This window comes from Ectothiorhodospira sp. 9100 (assembly GCF_022227565.1).
GTDB classification, from domain to species: Bacteria; Pseudomonadota; Gammaproteobacteria; order Ectothiorhodospirales; family Ectothiorhodospiraceae; genus Ectothiorhodospira; species Ectothiorhodospira marina.
Window position 1 is genome coordinate 1 of record NZ_JAJNAN010000054.1, and the last position, 17,160, is coordinate 17,160.

Sequence of the window (17,160 nt, forward strand, 5' to 3'; positions counted from 1 at the left end):
GGGTGGGGCCGTTTGCGGCGATGTTCTTCCTGGTGGCGGCCATTCCCACATTCCTTTGGGTGGTCGAGCGGGGGCGCTCCCGGCGGCTCAAGGGTGGGTTTCGCAGTTATCTGGGGATCGGTTTTCGGCGGGTACGAGCCACGTTCAAGGATCTCAGGCATTACCGTGATCTGGCGATACTGCTGGTCTCGGTCTTTTTTGCGATGGCAGGGATCTATATCATTATATCCTTCACTTTCATCTACGGTGCCCAGGTCATTCAATGGGACGAACAGGTGAGGATCATCATGTTCGTGACCGTCCAGTTGACGGCGGCCGCCGGCGCCTTGGGGTTTGGCTTTCTTCAGGACAGGATGGGTGCTCGCACCATTTATCTGGCCACTCTGATGTTGTGGATTGTGGCAGTTACCTTGATCTTTGCGACGCCCTGGTTGGGGCAGGTGCTGCCGCTGGAGGCCCAGCATGTGTTCCTGATGGTGGGCAGCGTGGCGGGTTTGTGCCTGGGTTCCACGCAGTCCGCGGGGCGGGCCCTGGTGGGTGTGTTGGCGCCGCGTCCTCGGGCGGCGGAGTTCTTTGGTTTCTGGGGCCTGGCCAGTAAAATGGCCGCCATCTTGGGCTTGATGGGGCTGGGGTTGTTGCAGGTGCTGGTGGGTCTGCATGTGTCCATCCTGTTCTGCAGTCTGTTGTTCGCGCTGGCCCTGGTGGTGGCGCTCGGCCTTGATGAGGCTCGGGGGCGGCGTGTGGCGGAAGAGCGCGAGTGCCCTCGCCGTGTGAATTTGTTGTGACTGACTCCGATCGGGATGCAAAACATGCCAGTGACTGTCGTTTACCCTGGGACCTTTGATCCCATCACCAATGGCCATATGGATATTGTCCGTCGGGCGCATCGGCTATTTGATCGGGTGTTGGTGGCTGTGGCCGCAAACCCGACGAAGCGGCCTACTTTCACCCTGGATGAACGGGTGGATATGGCTTGTCAGGCGCTACAGGGGTTTGAGCGGGTGGAGGTCTGTGGATTTGATGGGTTGCTGGCGGATTTTGCGGCTGCGCATGGGTCGCGGGTGTTGTTGCGTGGTCTCAGGGCAGTGTCCGATTTTGAGCATGAGTTCCAGTTGGCCAGCATGAACCGGCATTTGGCGCCGGATCTTGAGACGGTGTTTCTCACGCCCGCCGAGGAGTATTCGTATGTTTCCTCAAGTCTGGTGCGGGAAGTGGCTGCGTTGGGTGGGGATGTTTCACACTTCGTGGCGGACAATGTGGAGGCTGCGCTACGCGCCCGCTTGGGCTAAGATGCGCGGTCATCCGCTGTGGGCGGGATCATAAGAAGCTGTGACATGAGGTCTGTCGGTTGGCTCCAAAGGGGCGAGCAGGCGAGTGCATGGCCACGGACGAGTGATTACATCTTATTGTTTTTGAAGAGGAAAGTGTGTTATGGCCCTGATGATTACCGACGAGTGCATCAATTGTGACGTGTGCGAGCCGGAGTGCCCGAATGGTGCGATCTCTCCGGGAGACGAGATTTATGTGATCGAGCCGAGCCTGTGCACGGAGTGTGTGGGTCATTTTGATGCGCCTCAGTGTGTGGAGGTGTGCCCTGTGGATTGCATTCCCAAGGATCCGGACCACGAGGAGAGCCAGGATGTGCTGATGGCCAAGTTCGAGCGGATTACTGCTGGGGCTTCCTGAGGCAATCGTTGTTCCGTTGTGTGGGGCCGGGGCTTTGTACCCGGCCTTTTTGTTTCTGGGTGTGCCGTGTTGGCGGCCTCCGGGCTTGTGTGCTCTCCGCAAGGTGCCCTCCGTGGGTTTGGTGGCGGCCTCCGGGTGGGTAAATCCCTCCGGGGGACGCCGTGAATACGTCCCTGTAGGCTTGGCCACCGCATCCATGCGGTGAACACCCCCGGAGGGCTTCACCCACCCAGAGGCTTCTGGCTTGTGTGCCCTCTGTGGGGTGGTCTCCGCGGGTTCGGTGGCGGCCTCCGGGCTTGTGTGCCCACCGTTTGGTGGTTACTTCTGACAGGTTGGGCAGTAGTAGCTGGAGCGGCCGCTCTGGGTGATGTGTTTGATGGGGGCGTGGCAGACGGGGCAGGGGGCTTGGGGGCGTCCGTACACTCTGAGGGACTGGCTGAAATAGCCGTGGGCGCCGTCTTCGTGGACGAAGTCTCTGAGGGTGGTGCCCCCCTGGGCGATGGAGGCTTCCAGGACCTGGCGGATGGCGGTGACGAGACGCGCGGCTTCGGCGCGGGTGAGTCGGCCGGCGGCGCGGCGGGGGCGGATGCCGGCCAGGAAGAGGGATTCGGAGGCGTAGATGTTGCCGACACCCACCACGATCTGGCTGTTCATGATCAGTGCTTTGATGCTTACCCGGCGGCCGCGGCTGATGCGGAAGAGGTAGTTTCCGTCAAAGCCTTCTCCCAGGGGTTCCGGTCCCAGGTGCGCGAGCAGGGGGTGGTTGCCGGTTTCGGGGTTAAACCAGAGCAGGGCGCCGAAGCGGCGGGGATCGTGCAGGCGCAGGGTGAGGCCGGAGTCCAGGGTAAGGTCCACGTGGTCATGGGGGCGGGGTGGGGTGCCGGGCGGTACAAGGCGCAGGCTGCCGGACATGCCCAGGTGGATCAGGATGATGCCTGGGGGGCATTGGATGAGCAGGTATTTGCCCCTTCTGTCCACGCCGGTGATCTCGCCACCCTGTATGCGCTGGGGCAGGTCGTCGGGTATCGGCCAGCGCAGGCGCGGTTCCCGGACGCAGACCTGGGTGATGCGGCGTCCGGTGAGGTGGGGTTCGATGCCGCGCCGGGTGGTTTCCACCTCGGGTAGTTCAGGCATGCAGACCTTCGATCTCCACCAGCAGGTCGTCCCGGCAGATGTCGCCTCGCAGGTAAACGGCCGGTGCCTGGGGCCCCAGCGCTGCCTGCAGGCGGTCTCGTACGGCGTCCACGTCCTGGGCATGGCGCACGTAGACCTTGAGCAGGGAGAGCGCGCCGGGGTTGCCGTTCAGTGTGGCCATGGGGGCGCCGGCAGAGCCGATCAGGGCGCGCAGATTCTCCAGGATCTCATCCAGTTGTGTGATGACGTCGGTATGCAGGGTTTCATGCCCGACAATGCTGGCGGTGCCGGAGATGTACAGGTGCGGTTTGCCCGGCCAGGGTTTGAGGGTGGCGCGGGAGAAGGACGGGCTTTTGGGTCCGTAGCGCCGCGGGTAGTGGAAGGCGCTGACCTGGCGGGGGTTTTCAATCTGCACGCCCGGTTCCCGTCCTGCAAGGAAGTAGATCACCAGGCCGGGTGAGGTGGTGCCGATGGCGGTGGCGGCGGGCAGTTCTCCCTCGGTGAGGGGGACGCGGTCGAGGGCTCGGTGTCGTCCCAGGCAGAAGGCCTGGTAGCGGTCCAGGCCGTCGACCTCATCGTGCAGGTGCGGGAAGTAGTTCCAGATTCGCAGCAGGCAGGGGAATCCCATGGCCCGGTGGAAGGCCAGTACCCGGTCATAGGCGTACTCCGCGGCCTGGTCCATGTCGTGGTCGAAGCGGGCCTCGTCCACGAGGATCCAGCCAAACAGTACATCCCGGGTGTGGGCGTAACCCATGTCCTGGTCGCATCCGGCCGCCACGGGTTCGCCGGTCTCCCAGACCTCCACGGGGGTGTCGGTCACCAGCGGGGGGAGGGCCAGGGTGAGTTCCGTGGGGCGGGCCGGATCCAGGCGATTCTGCTGGCCGAAGCGGATGACGGCCAGGCGGTGGGGGTCGCGCGTGGCAAGTTCGCTTTCGGCCAGCAGTCGGACGGTCAGTGTTGTCGATTCGGGGATATTCGCCATGGGGCTAATGTTACCGGATCATGGGCGATCGTCGTATCATCATCGGATGAAAAGAGGGGGGCTGGGAACGCTAAGCTGCTCGTGGTGTTCCGTCAGGCTTGAAATATGTCGGGACGACGTGATACTTGACTGGAAAGCGAGGATACACTCGCTCATTCACGATGGTGGGATCACCGCAGTGTAAAGGAGAGGATGACGATGTCGAACCTGCAGCATCTGCGTCAGGGCGTGAGCGATGCCTGGGAGAGCATTCTGGGCGGTTGGCAGCGTCTGTATGCCCGCGCCTCGGGGGCCATTACCCGATTCAGTCCAGGGGGGCGGTCCGCCGACGGGGGTGAACGGGATGAGCATGAGCTGGAGACCCGCAGTATCGGCTGGGGCGTGATGGCGGCTGAGGTCTTCGATGACACGGATCGCCTGGTGGTGCGCCTGGAGGCGCCGGGTATGGATCGGGGCAGCTTTGATATCCAGGTGATTGATGATCATCTGGTGGTCCAGGGTGAGAAAGGGGTCCAGCGAGAGCACAGCAGTGGCCGCTACCATATCGCCGAATGCGCTTACGGGCGCTTCGAGCGAGCGATCCCGCTACCGGGTCCGGTGGATACCGAGGGGGCTCGGGCCACCTACGAGCATGGCGTGCTTCGTGTGGAGATGCCGCGGTTGAGCAACGCGCACGCGCAACGGCGCATCACTGTGGAGGCGGGCTGAGCCCGTCACCATCCGACGGAGGGTGTGGCATGGAGCAGATTCAGGCCCCCATGGGGGAAGAGATTGAGGTGCGGCAGGTGGTGCACGAGAGCGGTATGCCGTTGCTGCGTGTGTTGATACGGGACGGCGGGCGCTACACTTATCTGGATCTGGATCCGGCCACTGCGAACCGCTGGGGCGGGCTCATGCAGGTCTGGGCTCGGGAGACGGTGGAACGGCTGGAGGCCGAACAGGGTAGGGAATGATCCTTGAACTGGCGGCCCACCGCTGTGCGGTGGGCTCATCAGCCAGGTGTTGCCGGCAACTCGGCCGGTCTTACTTGATCTTGGCTTCCTTGTACATCACATGCTGACGTACGACGGGATCAAACTTCTTGATCTCCATCTTGTCGGGCATGTTCCGCTTGTTCTTGGTGGTGGTGTAGAAGTGGCCGGTGCCGGCACTGGACACCAGGCGGATCTTTTCACGAATGCCTTTTGCCATGGGTGCGTCTCCTTAGACCTTTTCGCCACGGGCGCGCAGATCCGTCAGGACCACGTCGATACCCTTCTTGTCGATGATGCGCATGCCCTTGTGGCTGATGCGCAGCTTCACGAAACGGTTCTCGCTCTCCACCCAGAAACGGTGTTCGTGCAGGTTGGGCAGGAAGCGACGACGCGTCTTGTTATTCGCGTGGGATACGTTGTTCCCGGTCATCGGGCGCTTACCCGTGATTTGGCAGACTCGGGCCATTGGTGTTCTCCGGAAAAACCAGGCTGATTTGAGGAAAGCCGGGAACCTTAGCAGAAGGGTAGGGTGGGAGCAAGTACAGAGCACCGTGCCGGGCCGGCAAGGGGCTGGTGCCCGCTCGGGGTGGCGTATATAGTCCGAGCCCATGGACATCGTCTACATACGTGATTTGAAGGTGAAAACCACTGTCGGCATCTTCGACTGGGAGCGTAGTATCCGCCAGGAGGTGCGCATTGACCTGGAGATGGGTGCCGATATTCGCCCCGCGGCCGATTCCGACTGTATCGACCATACGCTGAACTACAAGGCCGTGGCCAAGCGTGTCATTGCCTTGGTGGAAAGCAATGAACGAGAACTGGTGGAGGCCATGGCCGAGGATATCGCCCGCATGGTGATGGCGGAGTTCCCCGTGCCCTGGTTGCGTCTCACCCTGGGCAAGCCGGGCGCGGTCCGCGGGGCGCGGGAGGTGGGTGTGAGTATCGAGCGTGGGGAGCGTGGATGACTCAGCCGGAATCCCAGTTGCGCCGTGCCTTCGTGAGCATTGGCACCAATGTGAACCGCGAGTGGTACGTGGAAGTTGCCCGCCGGGAGCTCCTGGAGGCCTTCGGAGAAGTCACCTTTTCTCCCGTCTATGAGACCGGGGCCGTGGGTTTTGACGGCAGTCCCTTTTACAATCTGGCGGCGGGGTTCGATACGGAGCAATCCCCCGATGCCCTGGTGGCCCGGTTCAAGGCGATGGAGGCGCGTCATGGTCGCAAGCGAGGTGGTGGACGCTTTGCCGATCGCACCCTGGATCTGGATCTGCTGTTATTGGGAGATCTTGTTCTGGAGGCGCCGGGAGTGCAGTTGCCGCGTGACGAGATCACCCGCCACGCCTTCGTGCTCGGCCCCCTGGCGGATATTGCCGCCGACGTGATCCATCCGGTGCTCAATACCTCTATTGGTCGCTTATGGGAGACCTTTGATCCCGGTGGGCAATGGTTGCGCCGCGTGGAGGTCTTGCCCTCGAATTAATGCCTGACCTGGGGTGGGGCGCGAGGGTGCCTGTGCTCACTGCACCGTGGTGCGCCCCCCGTCCACCGGGATCACCTGGCCCGTGATGTAGCGGGCGTCGCGGATCAGGAACAGCGCCGTGGTGGCGATATCCTCGGGTGAGCCTTCCCGCTTGAGTGCCGTGCGCTGAATCATTTCCTCATGGGTGCCGGCATTTTCCTCCGCTTCCGGCCACAGGATCGCGCCGGGCGCAATGCCGTTCACCCTGACGCGGGGCCCCAGTTCGCGGGCCAGGGACTGGGTGAGCATCCATAATCCTGCCTTGGCCGTGCAATACACCGGGTAACCCTTCAGGGGGCGCAGTGCGTGGATATCCACGATGTTGAGGATGCAGCCCTCGCTCTGCCTCAGCGCTGGCGCCAGTGCCTGGGACAGGAACAGGGGGGCTTTGAGATTGGTGCCCATCAGGTCATCCCAGTGGGCCTCGGTGATTTCCCCCAGGGCCGTGGGGTAGAAGGTGGAGGCGTTGTTCACCAGAACATCCATGCGGCCGAAGGCCGCCTTTGCCTCGTTAGCCAGGCGGCTGAGTGCCCCGGGTTCCAGCAGCTCTCCTCCCACCAGATGCACCGAATCGGCGCGCTGGCGATGCAGTTCTTCCTGCAATATCCGGGCTTCGTGCCCGGAGCTTCGATAGTGGATCACCAGGTTCATGCCCTGCTTGTGCAGGGTGCGCGCCATCTCGGCACCGATGCGGCGGGCGCCGCCGGTGATGAAGGCGGTCTTGCCGTTCAGGTCGGTGTGCTTGGGCTGTTCCATGCGGTTTCCTTGTGCTGCTCGCGAAGCGGTGGGCCGACGGCTTGAGGCGCGGGGCGGGTGGGGCGACAATGCCCCTCCCCATGGCGCCGATCATCTTGGACTGCATGCATGCACGCGGATTCCCCCTTACCCACGCCTGAACCCGAAGCCCTGCAGGTCAGCCAGCACCTGCTGGAACGGGTCAGACAGGAGATTAACGCAGGCGACGGCTGGATGTCTTTCCATCGTTACATGGAGTTGGCCCTGTATGCCCCCGCGTTGGGCTATTACACGGCGGGCAGCCACAAGCTGGGGCGGGGGGGCGATTTCATCACGGCCCCGGAGGTGTCGCCCCTGTTCGGTCGTTGTATCGCCCGTCAGTGTGCCCAGGTGCTGGAGTCTCTGGGGGGCGGTGATATCCTCGAGTTTGGGGCGGGAACGGGCATCCTGGCGGTAGAGATCCTCACTGCCCTGGAGGGGCTTGAATCCCTGCCGGATCGTTACCTCATCCTGGAGCTCAGTCCGGATCTGCGTCAGCGCCAGCAGGCGGCCGTGGCGTTATTGCCCGAGGCCTTGCGCAACCGCGTGCAGTGGCTGGATGCTCTGCCGGAACCCGGGAGCTTGCGAGGCGTCATGCTGGGTAACGAGGTGCTGGATGCCATGCCTGTGCAGGTGTTCCATTGGCATGAGGGGGCGGTGCGGGAGCGGGGCGTGGCACTCGGTGAGCGCCTGGAATGGGCCGATCGTCCGGCAGGGGAAACGCTGGCGGACACGGTGCACGCCCTGCATGACACCATGGGCGGCGCTTGGCCATCGGGGTATGTCTCAGAGATCAATCCCGGGTTGTCCGGCTGGCTGCGGGCAGCCGCCGAGCGCCTGGCGGCCGGCGTGATTCTGCTGGTGGATTACGGGTATCCGCGTCGGGAGTATTACAGTCCGGAACGCTATCGGGGCACACTGATGGCCCACTACCGTCACCGGGCGTTGGACGAACCCCTGGTCTGGCCGGGGATTGTGGACATCACCGCCCATGTGGACTTCACCGCTGTGGCCGAGGCCGGGGAGGCCGCAGGGTTGTCATTGCTGGGTTATACCACGCAGGCCTGGTTCCTCATGGGGGCCGGCCTGGAGTCGGTCTTTCAGGCGTGTCAGGCCGAGGGCCTGCGTGAGCAGATGGACCTGGCGGCCCAGGTCCGCATGCTCACCCTGCCCGGGGAGATGGGCGAGCGCTTCCAGGTCATGGCCCTGGGGCGGGGTGTACCGGTGCCGCTGATGGGGTTTTCGGGGCGAGACCTTATTCCTCGTCTGTAGTCTCTTCGGCCCGTAGCGCCTTGAGGGCCTGAACGCGTTGCTGTTGCAAGGCTTCGGCAATGGCCGGCCCCTTCAGCCCCTGCGCCACCAGTTCCCGGGCCTGCAGGGCGGCGCAGCGGGTATGGGCGCGGCGCACGTAATCGGCCTGGGGATACGGCCTGGCCTCAAAGCCCGTGCGCCCTCGATAATCCGCTTCGCAGGCCAGCAGCACGGATTCCAGGCGCTCGGGGCGACGATATACATCCAGCCCCTCCAGGGTACGCGCCAGGGTCTGGGGGCGCAGTTCAAATACCCGGTGCACAAGCCCGTGGTAGCGGGCGACCAGTCGGGCCAGTTCCCGGTAGCGGTTAGGGATCCTGAGTCGATCACACAAGGACTCGATCAGCACCACGCCGCGTTCCTCGTGTCCCCGGTGGCTGGGCAGGATCTCCCGAGGGGTATTGCCCTTGCCCAGGTCGTGGGTGAGGGCGGCAAAGCGGACCAGCGGATCGTCGCTCAGGCGGGTGGCCTGATCCAGCACCATGAACACATGCACACCCGTGTCGATCTCGGGATGGTACCGGGGGGGTTGAGGCACGCCATACAGGGCCTCCAGTTCGGGGAACAGTACCGCCAGGGCCCCACAGTCACGCAGCACCTGGAAGAAGGCCGTTGGCGCCGGGGCCTTGAGAGCCTTTTCCGTCTCCTGCCAGACCCGCTCGGGCACCAGAGCATCCAGTTCACCCGCGTTCACCATGTGCTGCATCATCCGGCGGGTCTCGTCGGCCACCTGAAAACCCAGGGGGGCCAGGCGGGCGGCGAAGCGGGCCACGCGCAGCACCCGCACCGGGTCCTCGGTAAAGGCGGGGGAGACATGACGAAGCCAGCGATCCCGCAGGTCTGCCTGGCCGTTGAAGGGATCGATCAGCCGGTGCTGTTCATCCCGGGCCATGGCGTTGATGGTGAGATCACGCCGGGCCAGATCCTCCTCCAGGGTCACCTCGGGTGAGGCATGCACCTCGAACCCATGGTAACCGGGCCCGGTGTTACGTTCGGTGCGCGCCAGGGCATGCTCTTCGTGGGTGCGTGGGTGCAGAAAGACCGGGAAATCCCTGCCCACCTGGGTGAACCCCTGGTCGAGCATCGCCTGGACGGTGGCCCCCACCACCACCCAGTCGCGCTCCCCCACGGACAGCCCCAGGAGTTCGTCGCGCACTGCGCCCCCCACCAGGTAGGTCTGCATGGTCAGCGCGGCGTGCTGCGCAACTGCTGCAGCCGGTTGTGCCGGGTGTGCCCGCCCAGGTATCGGGGCACGACCGATTCCAGGGCGGTGGGGCAATGCCCGCCCGAGGGGCAGAGGCTGTCACGCTGGAGCGAATGATAGTTGTCCAGGCTCAGCGGCTTGCCGGGAACGTATTCCATGACCCGGGCCTGCAGCAGGGATAACCTGTCGGACAAGCCAATGATCAATCGTGGTTTTTCCAGGAGCCTTGCTGTGTATTCCACCAGCGCCTTCAGGGTGTAAACCTGTGGGCCGCACAGGTCCATGCGCTCGCCGCCGGTGGCCGGATCCCTCAGGGCGGTCATGAAGGCTTCTACCACATCGCCCACGAATACGGGCGCAAAGCGGGCGTCGGGGCAGGCCAGGGGCAGCACCGGGGTGATGCGCAGCAGGCTGGCGAAGCGGTTGAAGAAGCTGTCGCCCCGGCCGAAGATCACCGAGGGACGAAAGCTGGTGACCGTCACCTCGCCTGCCAGGGTGTGCACGATATTCTCTGCCTCGCCCTTGGTGCGCAGATAATGGCTGGGGCCGTTGGCCGGGTCGGCGTTCAGGGCACTCATGTGCAGCAGTCGTCTCACGCCGGCTTCGCGGGCCGACTCGATCACGGTGTGGGCCAGATCCACGTGGGTGTGACGGAAACCGCTGCCATCATGGCCATGCTCGTTTAGAATACCCACCAGGTTGATCACGGCTTCGCAATCCTGGAACTGCGTCCGGAGTACCGAGGCCTCGTGGCAGTTCGCTTCCACCAGCCTGACGCCGGGGAGGACCATCAGGTGCCGGGAGCGATAGGCTCTCCGGGTCAGAACCTTGACACGGTATCCCTGGTCCACCAGTCGGGTGACCAGGTGGCTCCCGACGAAACCCGTGCCCCCCAACACACACACCGTCCGGATGTTCATGCTTTTGTTAGTCCCGTCTTGAAGTACATTGAAAAGGATCGGCAAACCGGCATCCTGGCCCCCATCAGCCGCGTTCCTCGTCTTGAACGAAGTGGCGGCGGCTTTCCCTAAACACTGTCAACCGGCTGCATATACTAAGGTATGGCCCCCAGCATCCCAAGGAGTTCACCTGTGCCCATGAGTTCTGTCAATCCCGCCAACGGCTCCGTGCTCAATGTATTTGAGACCTGGGACCGGCCGCGTATTGACAAGGCCCTTAGTCAGGCCGAGCGTGTCGCCCCCGCCTGGCGGGGGCTGGCGCTGGCCCAGAAGGCTGATTTAATGCGTCAGGCGGCCCACGTCCTGCGCCACCGACGAGATCACTTTGCCAGCATGATCACCCAGGAGATGGGCAAACTGCTGCGTGAGTCCCGGGGCGAGATCGATCGTTGTGCCACTGTTTGTGACTACTATGCCGATCATGCGGCAGAATTTCTCGCCGATGAGGTCGTGCCCGAGGTGGAGGGGGATGCGCGAGTGGTGTTTCAGCCCCTGGGAACGATCCTGGCCGTCATGCCCTGGAACTTTCCCTTCTGGCAGGTGTTCCGCTTTGCCGCGCCCACGTTGCTGGCAGGCAATACCGCGCTGCTCAAGCATGCCTCCAATGTGCCCCGCTGCGCCTTGGCGGTGGAGGAAATCTTCCGTGACGCGGGTTTCCCTGCCGGGGTCTTCCAGACGCTGATGATTCCCTCCGATGCGGTATCCGACGTCATCCGTGACCCGCGGGTTCATGGTGTCACCCTCACGGGCAGCGAGCCAGCGGGGCGGGCCGTGGCTGCGGTGGCGGGCGAGACCCTCAAACCCTCGGTGCTGGAACTGGGTGGGTCGGACCCTTTCATTGTCCTGGACGATGCGGATCTGGACCGTGCCGTGGAGCAGGCGGTGGTGTCCCGGTATCAGAACGCCGGCCAGAGCTGCATCGCCGCCAAGCGCTTCATCCTCCTGCCTGGCGCCGCCGAGGGTTTCATGGAGCGTTTCAAGGCGGCGGTCAAGGCCCTCAAGCCGGGAGATCCCACACGGGAGGACACCAGTCTGGCCCCCATGGCCCGCATGGATCTGCGCGATGAGCTTCACCAGCAGGTGCAGGACTCCATCGCCGAGGGTGCCGTGCCGGTGCTCGGGTGTGAGCCACTGCAGGGCAAGGGGGCCTGGTATGCCCCGTCGATCCTGGATCGGGTGGTGCCCGGCACCCGGGCCTACCAGGAGGAGCTGTTCGGGCCCGTGGCCAGCATCCTGCGTGCCAAGGACGACGCCGACGCCGTGCGCATCGCCAATGATACCCGCTTTGGCCTGGGGGGCAGTGTATGGACCCGCGATCCCGAACGGGGGGCGGCAGTGGCCCGGCAGCTGGCCTGCGGCAGTACCTTCGTGAATTCCATGGTCAAGAGCGATCCGCGACTGCCCTTCGGTGGTGTGAAAGACTCCGGTTACGGTCGGGAACTGGCCCGGGCCGGTATCCTGGCCTTCGTGAACACCAAGACCCTCACCCTGCGTTGAGAGAGCCCTGACACCCATGGATATGGTCGAACTGGCGATGGATGCGATCAGTGATTACGGCTACTGGGCCCTGGGGGTCTCCCTGGTCCTCCTGGCCCCCGAGGCATTGATGCCCTTTGCCGGGTTTCTGGCCCACGAGGGGTTGCTGAACCTGTGGCTGTCCATCCTGGCAGGTTCCCTTGGGGGCACGCTGGGTTCCGCGCTGATCTATCTGCTGGCCCGACGGGCCGGCGAGGGGCGCATGCGGGATCTGGTTCGGCGCCATGGTCGCTGGGTACTGGTGCGCGAGTCCGATCTGGACCGGGTGCTGGGCGTGTATGCGCGAAGAGGAGACTGGGTCGTGGCCGGGGGGCGGATGATCCCCACGGTGCGCAGTCTGGTGTCCATCCCGGCCGGGCTGCTGCCCATGCCCTGGGGGCGTTTCCTTGGCCTGACCTTTCTGGGAACCTTTGCCTGGAACAGCTTCCTGGGAGGGGCGGGATATGCCCTGGGTGCACAATGGAGTGCCCTGAAACCCTACCTGGGCGTCTATGGGGCCCTGATGATGGCCATCGTGCTGTTGGTGTTGGGGATCTTCGTGATACGCCGTCTGCTGGAGCAGGGCATCAAGGGGCAGTGAGAGCGATGGGGCAACACCGTACGTGACAAGAATTCGGAAAGAGGGGCGGTCGGTGGCGTCATCGAGGTTCTGGATGCTGTCGGGATTTCTTGTCGTCCTGTGCCTGGGGGCCATGCCGGCCCTGACTGAGCCGTCCCCCGATGTCCCTGTCATCAGTGAGATCCGCTTTGAAGGCAATCGGGTGACCCGCGAATCGGTCATGCGCCAGGAGCTGACCATCCGTGGCGGGGACCCCCTGGATGCCCAGGCCCTCGAGCACAGTCGCCAGGCCCTGATGAACATGGGCCTGTTCCGGTCGGTGGCATCACGGGTGGAAGTCACCGACGGCGAGGCCGAGGTGATTTTCTCCGTCAGTGAGAAGTACTATATCTTTCCCTTGCCGAGGCTGAGTCGCACCTCTGATGGCGATATCCGTTACGGCGGCGATCTGCGTTTCGATAATTTTCTCGGCTACAACCAGGTGCTGAGAATGCGTCTGCAATGGGAGGATGCTGGCAGCGATACCTCCGAGGAGGAGTCCCGTACCTTCTCGGTCAGCTACAGTATCCCCCGCATTCCGCGTACCGCCTGGGGCCTGAGTCTGTCTTTTGAGGACGACTCGGTGGTGGAGTCTGCCTCGGCAGAGGACGGTCATGGCAAGCACGACAAGATGACACAGCAGTGGGGTGCTTCCATCACCCGCTGGCTGGATCGACAGGGACCCAGCACCGGCTGGCGGGCAAGCCTGGGCGTGAACCGGGAGGAGCGACGCCATGAAGCCCATGCATCTGGCGGGGCGGTACCCGAGGATGCCCGGGTGCTGAGTTGGAGTGGAGGGCTTGGTTTTACCGATGTCGCTGACCTGGGCAGGCGTCGGGAGGGGGTGGAATACGGGGTCTCCGTATCTTTTGGTGGGCGGGCCATCGGATCGGATACCAGCCACCAGGATCTGAGCCTGTACTACCGGGCATACCGGCCCCTGGATGATCATGAACTGGCCGCCAACCTGAATTATCAGGCCCGCTTCGCCGTCGCTGGTCGTACCGCTTTTGGCGATGAGGCCTATTCCCTGGGGGGCGGCAGCAATCTGCGGGGGTATCCCCGGGATTACCGGGAGGGAGATCTGCTCCTGTTGCTTAATACCGAATATCTGCGACCCTTGTTCGGGCGCGCCGATGTGCGGGGGGTGGGGTTTGTGGATGTGGGGGGTGTCTGGCCGCGACGGGATATAGACTTGTCCGACGTTCATCTGGGCGCTGGGCTGGGCTTGCGTATCAACCTGCGCTGGTTCGTGCGTACCGATCTCCGGCTGGACTACGCCTATGGGGTCAGCGCCAACGACTCCCGGGTGTATGCCGGCACCAATCACGCGTTCTAGGCGCTTTGGCAGCATTTGCGGCATTGGGGCGAGCGCTTTTACTGTCGGGTGGTCCCCTGTAAAGTATTGATAACATGGTCTTCAAACGTCCTGAATCCGTTCTGGTGGTGGTCCACGATGAGGCTGGTCGGGTGCTGTTGCTGCGCCGTCGCATACCGGCGGATTTCTGGCAATCGGTGACCGGCAGCCTGGAATGGGGGGAGTCCCCTGTCCAGGCTGCCCGTCGTGAACTGGAGGAAGAGACGGGTCTGTGTGCCGATGGCCTGGTGAATCTGCATCGACAGGTTCGCTTTCCCATCGTATCTCCCTGGCGGGAACGGTATCCCCCCGATGCCGATGAGAACCTGGAACATCACTTCACCCTGCGCGTACCGGCGGGGACAGCCATTCGGCTCAGCCTCCACGAACATGGCGAATATTGCTGGCTGCCCAGGGATGAGGCGGCCCGTCAGGTGGCCTCCTGGACCAATGCCGAGGCGATCTTGAACTGCGTGCCCAAAGGCCTGGATTCCCAGGATGCGTGAGGCCGTAGTCTACGTACATGGCCTGTGGATGACCGGTCTGGAGATGGGGCTGCTGGCCCATCGACTGAGTCGGCAGGGCTTTGCCGTGCACCGTTTTCGCTATTCCAGTATCCTTGCCACGCCCGAAACCAACGCGGCCCGCCTGGATGCCTATCTGCGCACCCTCGATGCCGATGTGATTCACCTGGTGGGGCATAGCCTGGGTGGGCTGGTGATCATGCACCTGTTCCATCAGTTCCCTCTGCAGCGACCGGGTCGGGTGGTCATGCTGGGCACGCCGGTTTCCGGCAGTGGCGTGGCCGCCGCGCTGGCGCGCTGGTCCCTGACCCGCTGGACCCTGGGGTGCAGTGTCCAGCGGGGGCTGTTGGGGGATGCGCCCCGCTGGAAAGGCGGGCGCGAACTGGGCATGATCGCCGGCGCGCGTGGCCTGGGCGTCGGGCGTGCCCTGGGAGCCGCGCCGCCGGGTGAGGGCGACGGCACGGTCGACCTGGACGAGACCCGGTGCGAGGCAGTGACCGCGCATCTCACCGTGCCCTACACCCATTTCACCCTGCTCACGGCCCGGCCGGTGGCCCAGGCAGTCTGTGCCTTTCTGCGCACAGGGGATTTTGCGGGTCGGACCACCCATTCATGATGCCCCCGAGGCATAGTATCCAAGAGCAACCAACAGAAGAGATCACATGGCCGGACATAGTAAATGGGCTAATATCCAGCACCGCAAGAATGCCCAGGATGCCAAGCGCGGCAAGCTGTTCACCAAGCTTATCAAGGAGATCACGGTGGCCTCCCGCATGGGTGGCTCGGACCCCGATTCCAACCCCCGTCTGCGCCTGGCCGTGGACAAGGCGCTGGATGCCAATATGACCAAGGACACGGTGGAACGGGCCATCAAGCGTGGCGCCGGGGAACTGGAAGGGGTCACCTACGAGGAGATTCGCTACGAGGGTTACGGCCCCGGCGGTGCCGCCCTGATGGTGGACTGCATGACCGATAATCGCAACCGCACGGTCGCCGAAGTGCGCCATGCCTTCAGCAAGTGTGGCGGCAATCTGGGGACCGATGGCTCCGTGGCTTATCTGTTCGATAAAAAGGGCGTGCTCAGCTACCCGGAAGGGCTCGACGAGGAGCGCATCATGGAGGCTGCCCTGGAGGCGGGTGCCGAAGACGTGGTGGTCAACGATGATGGTTCCATGGAGGTGCTCACCTCCCCGGATGAATACGAAACTGTGCGTGAGGCCATGACCGAGGCTGGGTTCAAACCGGAGCGAGGCGAGGTGACCATGCGCGCCGCCACGGCCAGCAGTCTGGACGTGGACAGCGCTCAGCAGGTACTCAAGCTCCTGGACATGCTGGATGACCTGGACGATGTGCAGAATATCTATACCAACGCCGACTTCCCGGACGAGGTCATGCAGGGCATGTCCTGATGCGGGTCATCGGTATTGATCCCGGCTCCGTGGTGACGGGATACGGGGTGCTGGACACCGACGGGCGTCGCAGCATCTATGTGGACAGCGGCTGCATCCGCGTCAAGGGTGAGGAACTGCCCGAGCGTCTGGGTTTCATCTTCAGACAGGTGCAGGCGATCATCGCCCGGCACCGGCCCGACACCATGGCCGTGGAACAGGTCTTCGTCTCCCGTAATCCGTCCTCGGCCCTGAAGCTGGGTCAGGCGCGTGGCGCCGCCATCTGTGCCGGCGTGGAGGGCGGGCTGACCGTCGCCGAGTACGCGCCCCGGTCAATCAAGCAGGCGGTGGTGGGTACCGGGGCGGCGGCCAAGGAGCAGATGCAGCATATGGTGACGATGATTCTGGAGTTGCAGGCAACGCCTGCCACGGATGCCGCTGACGCGCTGGCCGTGGCCCTGTGCCATGCCCATACCCATGCCACCTTGTCCCGTTTGCCAGCAGGGTTTGCCAGGAGAGGTCGATGATCGGACGTTTGCGTGGTGTGCTGGTGCTCAAGCAGCCGCCCCAACTCATGGTGGAGGTGAATGGCGTGGGGTATGAACTGGAGGCACCCCTGTCCACTTTCTATGAGCTGCCTCAGGCCGGTGAGGAGGTGATCCTGCACACGCATCTGCATGTGCGCGAGGATGCCCATGTCCTGTTTGCCTTCGCCAGCCTCGACGAGCGTGCGTTGTTCCGCAGCCTGATTCGCGTGAGCGGCGTGGGGGCCAAGATGGCCCTCGCGATCCTTTCGGGCATGAGTGCCGAGGCCTTTCACCGCTGTGTCATGGACAATGACCTCACCACACTCACCCGCCTGCCGGGAATCGGGCGCAAGACCGCCGAGCGCCTGATCATCGAGATGCGGGACAAGGTGACGGCGCAGATCCAGGCTCAGGGAACCCTGGGGGGGGGCGGGACCATCCCCGCCGGCCCGACTGATCCGACCGGCGATGCCGTTGCCGCCCTGGTCTCCCTGGGCTACAAGCCCCAGGAAGCCAGCCGTCTGGTGAGTAAGGTGGAAGGGGAGTCCGACAGCAGTGAAGACATGATCCGGCGGGCACTGAAGGCCACGCTGAAGAACTGACGGTCCGGCCCTCACCCCAACCCCTCTCCCGCCAGCGGGAGAGGGGCTTCAGCTCCCTTCTCCCCTGGGGGAGAAGGGCTGGGGATGA

The 17,160-nt window shown here is 63.8% G+C and carries 23 protein-coding genes; 16 read left to right on the forward strand and 7 right to left on the reverse strand.

Translation table 11 applies throughout. The features are described from left to right. The 3 genes from LPW29_RS13090 to LPW29_RS13100 form a co-directional block, all read left to right on the forward strand. Window positions 1–785: MFS transporter (locus tag LPW29_RS13090; RefSeq protein WP_238628384.1), on the forward strand; the 785-nt coding region annotated here is incomplete at its 5' end. A 24-nt stretch (window positions 786–809) separates the two neighbouring features. Then, on the forward strand, window positions 810–1,289 hold the full coding sequence (coaD, locus tag LPW29_RS13095; protein WP_238628385.1) for a pantetheine-phosphate adenylyltransferase: 480 nt from the start codon (window positions 810–812) through the stop codon (window positions 1,287–1,289). A 142-nt stretch (window positions 1,290–1,431) separates the two neighbouring features. Beyond that, window positions 1,432–1,686: a YfhL family 4Fe-4S dicluster ferredoxin gene (locus LPW29_RS13100; protein WP_238628386.1), complete on the forward strand. Its 255-nt coding sequence runs from the start codon at window positions 1,432–1,434 to the stop codon at window positions 1,684–1,686. A gap of 318 nt (window positions 1,687–2,004) precedes the next feature. Here the strand turns inward: LPW29_RS13100 and mutM are convergent, their stop codons facing one another. Continuing rightward, window positions 2,005–2,820, reverse strand: coding sequence for a bifunctional DNA-formamidopyrimidine glycosylase/DNA-(apurinic or apyrimidinic site) lyase (gene mutM, locus LPW29_RS13105; protein WP_238628387.1), 816 nt, complete (start codon window positions 2,818–2,820; stop codon window positions 2,005–2,007). Then, window positions 2,813–3,802 carry a chorismate transformation enzyme, FkbO/Hyg5 family gene (locus tag LPW29_RS13110; RefSeq protein WP_238628388.1) on the reverse strand — a complete coding sequence of 330 codons (990 nt, stop codon included), beginning with the start codon at window positions 3,800–3,802 and terminating at the stop codon, window positions 2,813–2,815. Before LPW29_RS13110 ends, mutM begins: the two co-directional genes overlap by 8 nt. Window positions 3,803–4,000: 198 nt before the next feature. On the opposite strand from LPW29_RS13110, the gene LPW29_RS13115 reads away from it, so the two are divergent. Both LPW29_RS13115 and LPW29_RS13120 read left to right on the forward strand, forming a co-directional pair. Next, on the forward strand, window positions 4,001–4,510 hold the full coding sequence (locus tag LPW29_RS13115; RefSeq protein ID WP_238628389.1) for an Hsp20/alpha crystallin family protein: 510 nt from the start codon (window positions 4,001–4,003) through the stop codon (window positions 4,508–4,510). Window positions 4,511–4,539: 29 nt separating this feature from the next. Next, entirely contained in the window at window positions 4,540–4,755 is a 216-nt protein-coding gene (locus LPW29_RS13120; RefSeq protein ID WP_238628390.1) for a DUF6967 family protein, read from the forward strand. Window positions 4,756–4,825: 70 nt separating this feature from the next. On the opposite strand, the gene rpmG is transcribed toward LPW29_RS13120, so the two are convergent. Together rpmG and rpmB are read right to left on the reverse strand one after the other, a co-directional pair. Continuing rightward, window positions 4,826–4,993 carry a 50S ribosomal protein L33 gene (gene rpmG / locus LPW29_RS13125; RefSeq protein WP_025280648.1) on the reverse strand — a complete coding sequence of 56 codons (168 nt, stop codon included), beginning with the start codon at window positions 4,991–4,993 and terminating at the stop codon, window positions 4,826–4,828. Window positions 4,994–5,005: 12 nt separating this feature from the next. Beyond that, a complete protein-coding gene (gene rpmB / locus LPW29_RS13130) occupies window positions 5,006–5,242 on the reverse strand; it encodes a 50S ribosomal protein L28 (RefSeq protein ID WP_090250912.1) in 237 nt (78 codons plus the stop codon). A 142-nt stretch (window positions 5,243–5,384) separates the two neighbouring features. Here rpmB and folB point away from each other — a divergent pair, with 142 nt between their 5' ends. Together folB and folK are read left to right on the forward strand one after the other, a co-directional pair. Beyond that, a complete protein-coding gene (folB, locus tag LPW29_RS13135) occupies window positions 5,385–5,741 on the forward strand; it encodes a dihydroneopterin aldolase (protein WP_238628391.1) in 357 nt (118 codons plus the stop codon). Next, complete coding sequence (gene folK / locus LPW29_RS13140; RefSeq protein WP_238628392.1) at window positions 5,738–6,253, forward strand: 2-amino-4-hydroxy-6-hydroxymethyldihydropteridine diphosphokinase; 516 nt, start codon at window positions 5,738–5,740, stop codon at window positions 6,251–6,253. The genes folB and folK overlap by 4 nt, the downstream gene beginning before the upstream one ends. Before the next feature lie 36 nt (window positions 6,254–6,289). Here the strand turns inward: folK and LPW29_RS13145 are convergent, their stop codons facing one another. Further along, window positions 6,290–7,048 (reverse strand): pteridine reductase, encoded by a 759-nt coding sequence (locus LPW29_RS13145; protein ID WP_238628393.1) that lies wholly within the window; start codon window positions 7,046–7,048, stop codon window positions 6,290–6,292. Window positions 7,049–7,156: 108 nt separating this feature from the next. On the opposite strand from LPW29_RS13145, the gene LPW29_RS13150 reads away from it, so the two are divergent. Next, on the forward strand, window positions 7,157–8,338 hold the full coding sequence (locus LPW29_RS13150; RefSeq protein WP_238628394.1) for a class I SAM-dependent methyltransferase: 1,182 nt from the start codon (window positions 7,157–7,159) through the stop codon (window positions 8,336–8,338). Here the strand turns inward: LPW29_RS13150 and LPW29_RS13155 are convergent. Both LPW29_RS13155 and LPW29_RS13160 read right to left on the reverse strand, forming a co-directional pair. Next, window positions 8,322–9,560: a multifunctional CCA addition/repair protein gene (locus LPW29_RS13155; RefSeq protein ID WP_238628395.1), complete on the reverse strand. Its 1,239-nt coding sequence runs from the start codon at window positions 9,558–9,560 to the stop codon at window positions 8,322–8,324. The genes LPW29_RS13150 and LPW29_RS13155 overlap by 17 nt on opposite strands. 2 nt (window positions 9,561–9,562) lie before the next feature. Further along, the gene (locus LPW29_RS13160; RefSeq protein ID WP_238628396.1) at window positions 9,563–10,501 is read right to left on the reverse strand and encodes a complex I NDUFA9 subunit family protein; all 939 of its coding nucleotides are present in this window, start codon (window positions 10,499–10,501) and stop codon (window positions 9,563–9,565) included. Window positions 10,502–10,678: 177 nt separating this feature from the next. Between LPW29_RS13160 and LPW29_RS13165 the strand changes: the two genes are divergently transcribed. The 8 genes from LPW29_RS13165 (at window position 10,679) to ruvA (ending at window position 17,072) form a co-directional block, all read left to right on the forward strand. Next, window positions 10,679–12,037 carry an NAD-dependent succinate-semialdehyde dehydrogenase gene (locus tag LPW29_RS13165; protein ID WP_090250928.1) on the forward strand — a complete coding sequence of 453 codons (1,359 nt, stop codon included), beginning with the start codon at window positions 10,679–10,681 and terminating at the stop codon, window positions 12,035–12,037. A 16-nt stretch (window positions 12,038–12,053) separates the two neighbouring features. Continuing rightward, a complete protein-coding gene (locus tag LPW29_RS13170; protein ID WP_238628397.1) occupies window positions 12,054–12,656 on the forward strand; it encodes a DedA family protein in 603 nt (200 codons plus the stop codon). Window positions 12,657–12,729: 73 nt separating this feature from the next. Then, window positions 12,730–14,013, forward strand: a complete 1,284-nt coding sequence (locus tag LPW29_RS13175; protein WP_238628398.1) for a BamA/TamA family outer membrane protein — start codon at window positions 12,730–12,732, stop codon at window positions 14,011–14,013. Between the two features lie 74 nt (window positions 14,014–14,087). Beyond that, a complete protein-coding gene (gene nudB / locus LPW29_RS13180) occupies window positions 14,088–14,537 on the forward strand; it encodes a dihydroneopterin triphosphate diphosphatase (protein ID WP_090250933.1) in 450 nt (149 codons plus the stop codon). After that, window positions 14,530–15,171 (forward strand): esterase/lipase family protein, encoded by a 642-nt coding sequence (locus tag LPW29_RS13185; RefSeq protein ID WP_090250936.1) that lies wholly within the window; start codon window positions 14,530–14,532, stop codon window positions 15,169–15,171. Before nudB ends, LPW29_RS13185 begins: the two co-directional genes overlap by 8 nt. A 46-nt stretch (window positions 15,172–15,217) precedes the next feature. Further along, window positions 15,218–15,964: a YebC/PmpR family DNA-binding transcriptional regulator gene (locus LPW29_RS13190; RefSeq protein WP_090250938.1), complete on the forward strand. Its 747-nt coding sequence runs from the start codon at window positions 15,218–15,220 to the stop codon at window positions 15,962–15,964. After that, window positions 15,961–16,470: a crossover junction endodeoxyribonuclease RuvC gene (gene ruvC / locus LPW29_RS13195; protein WP_370642775.1), complete on the forward strand. Its 510-nt coding sequence runs from the start codon at window positions 15,961–15,963 to the stop codon at window positions 16,468–16,470. Before LPW29_RS13190 ends, ruvC begins: the two co-directional genes overlap by 4 nt. Next, the gene (ruvA, locus tag LPW29_RS13200; RefSeq protein ID WP_238628400.1) at window positions 16,467–17,072 is read left to right on the forward strand and encodes a Holliday junction branch migration protein RuvA; all 606 of its coding nucleotides are present in this window, start codon (window positions 16,467–16,469) and stop codon (window positions 17,070–17,072) included. The genes ruvC and ruvA overlap by 4 nt, the downstream gene beginning before the upstream one ends. Window positions 17,073–17,160 lie beyond the last annotated feature (88 nt).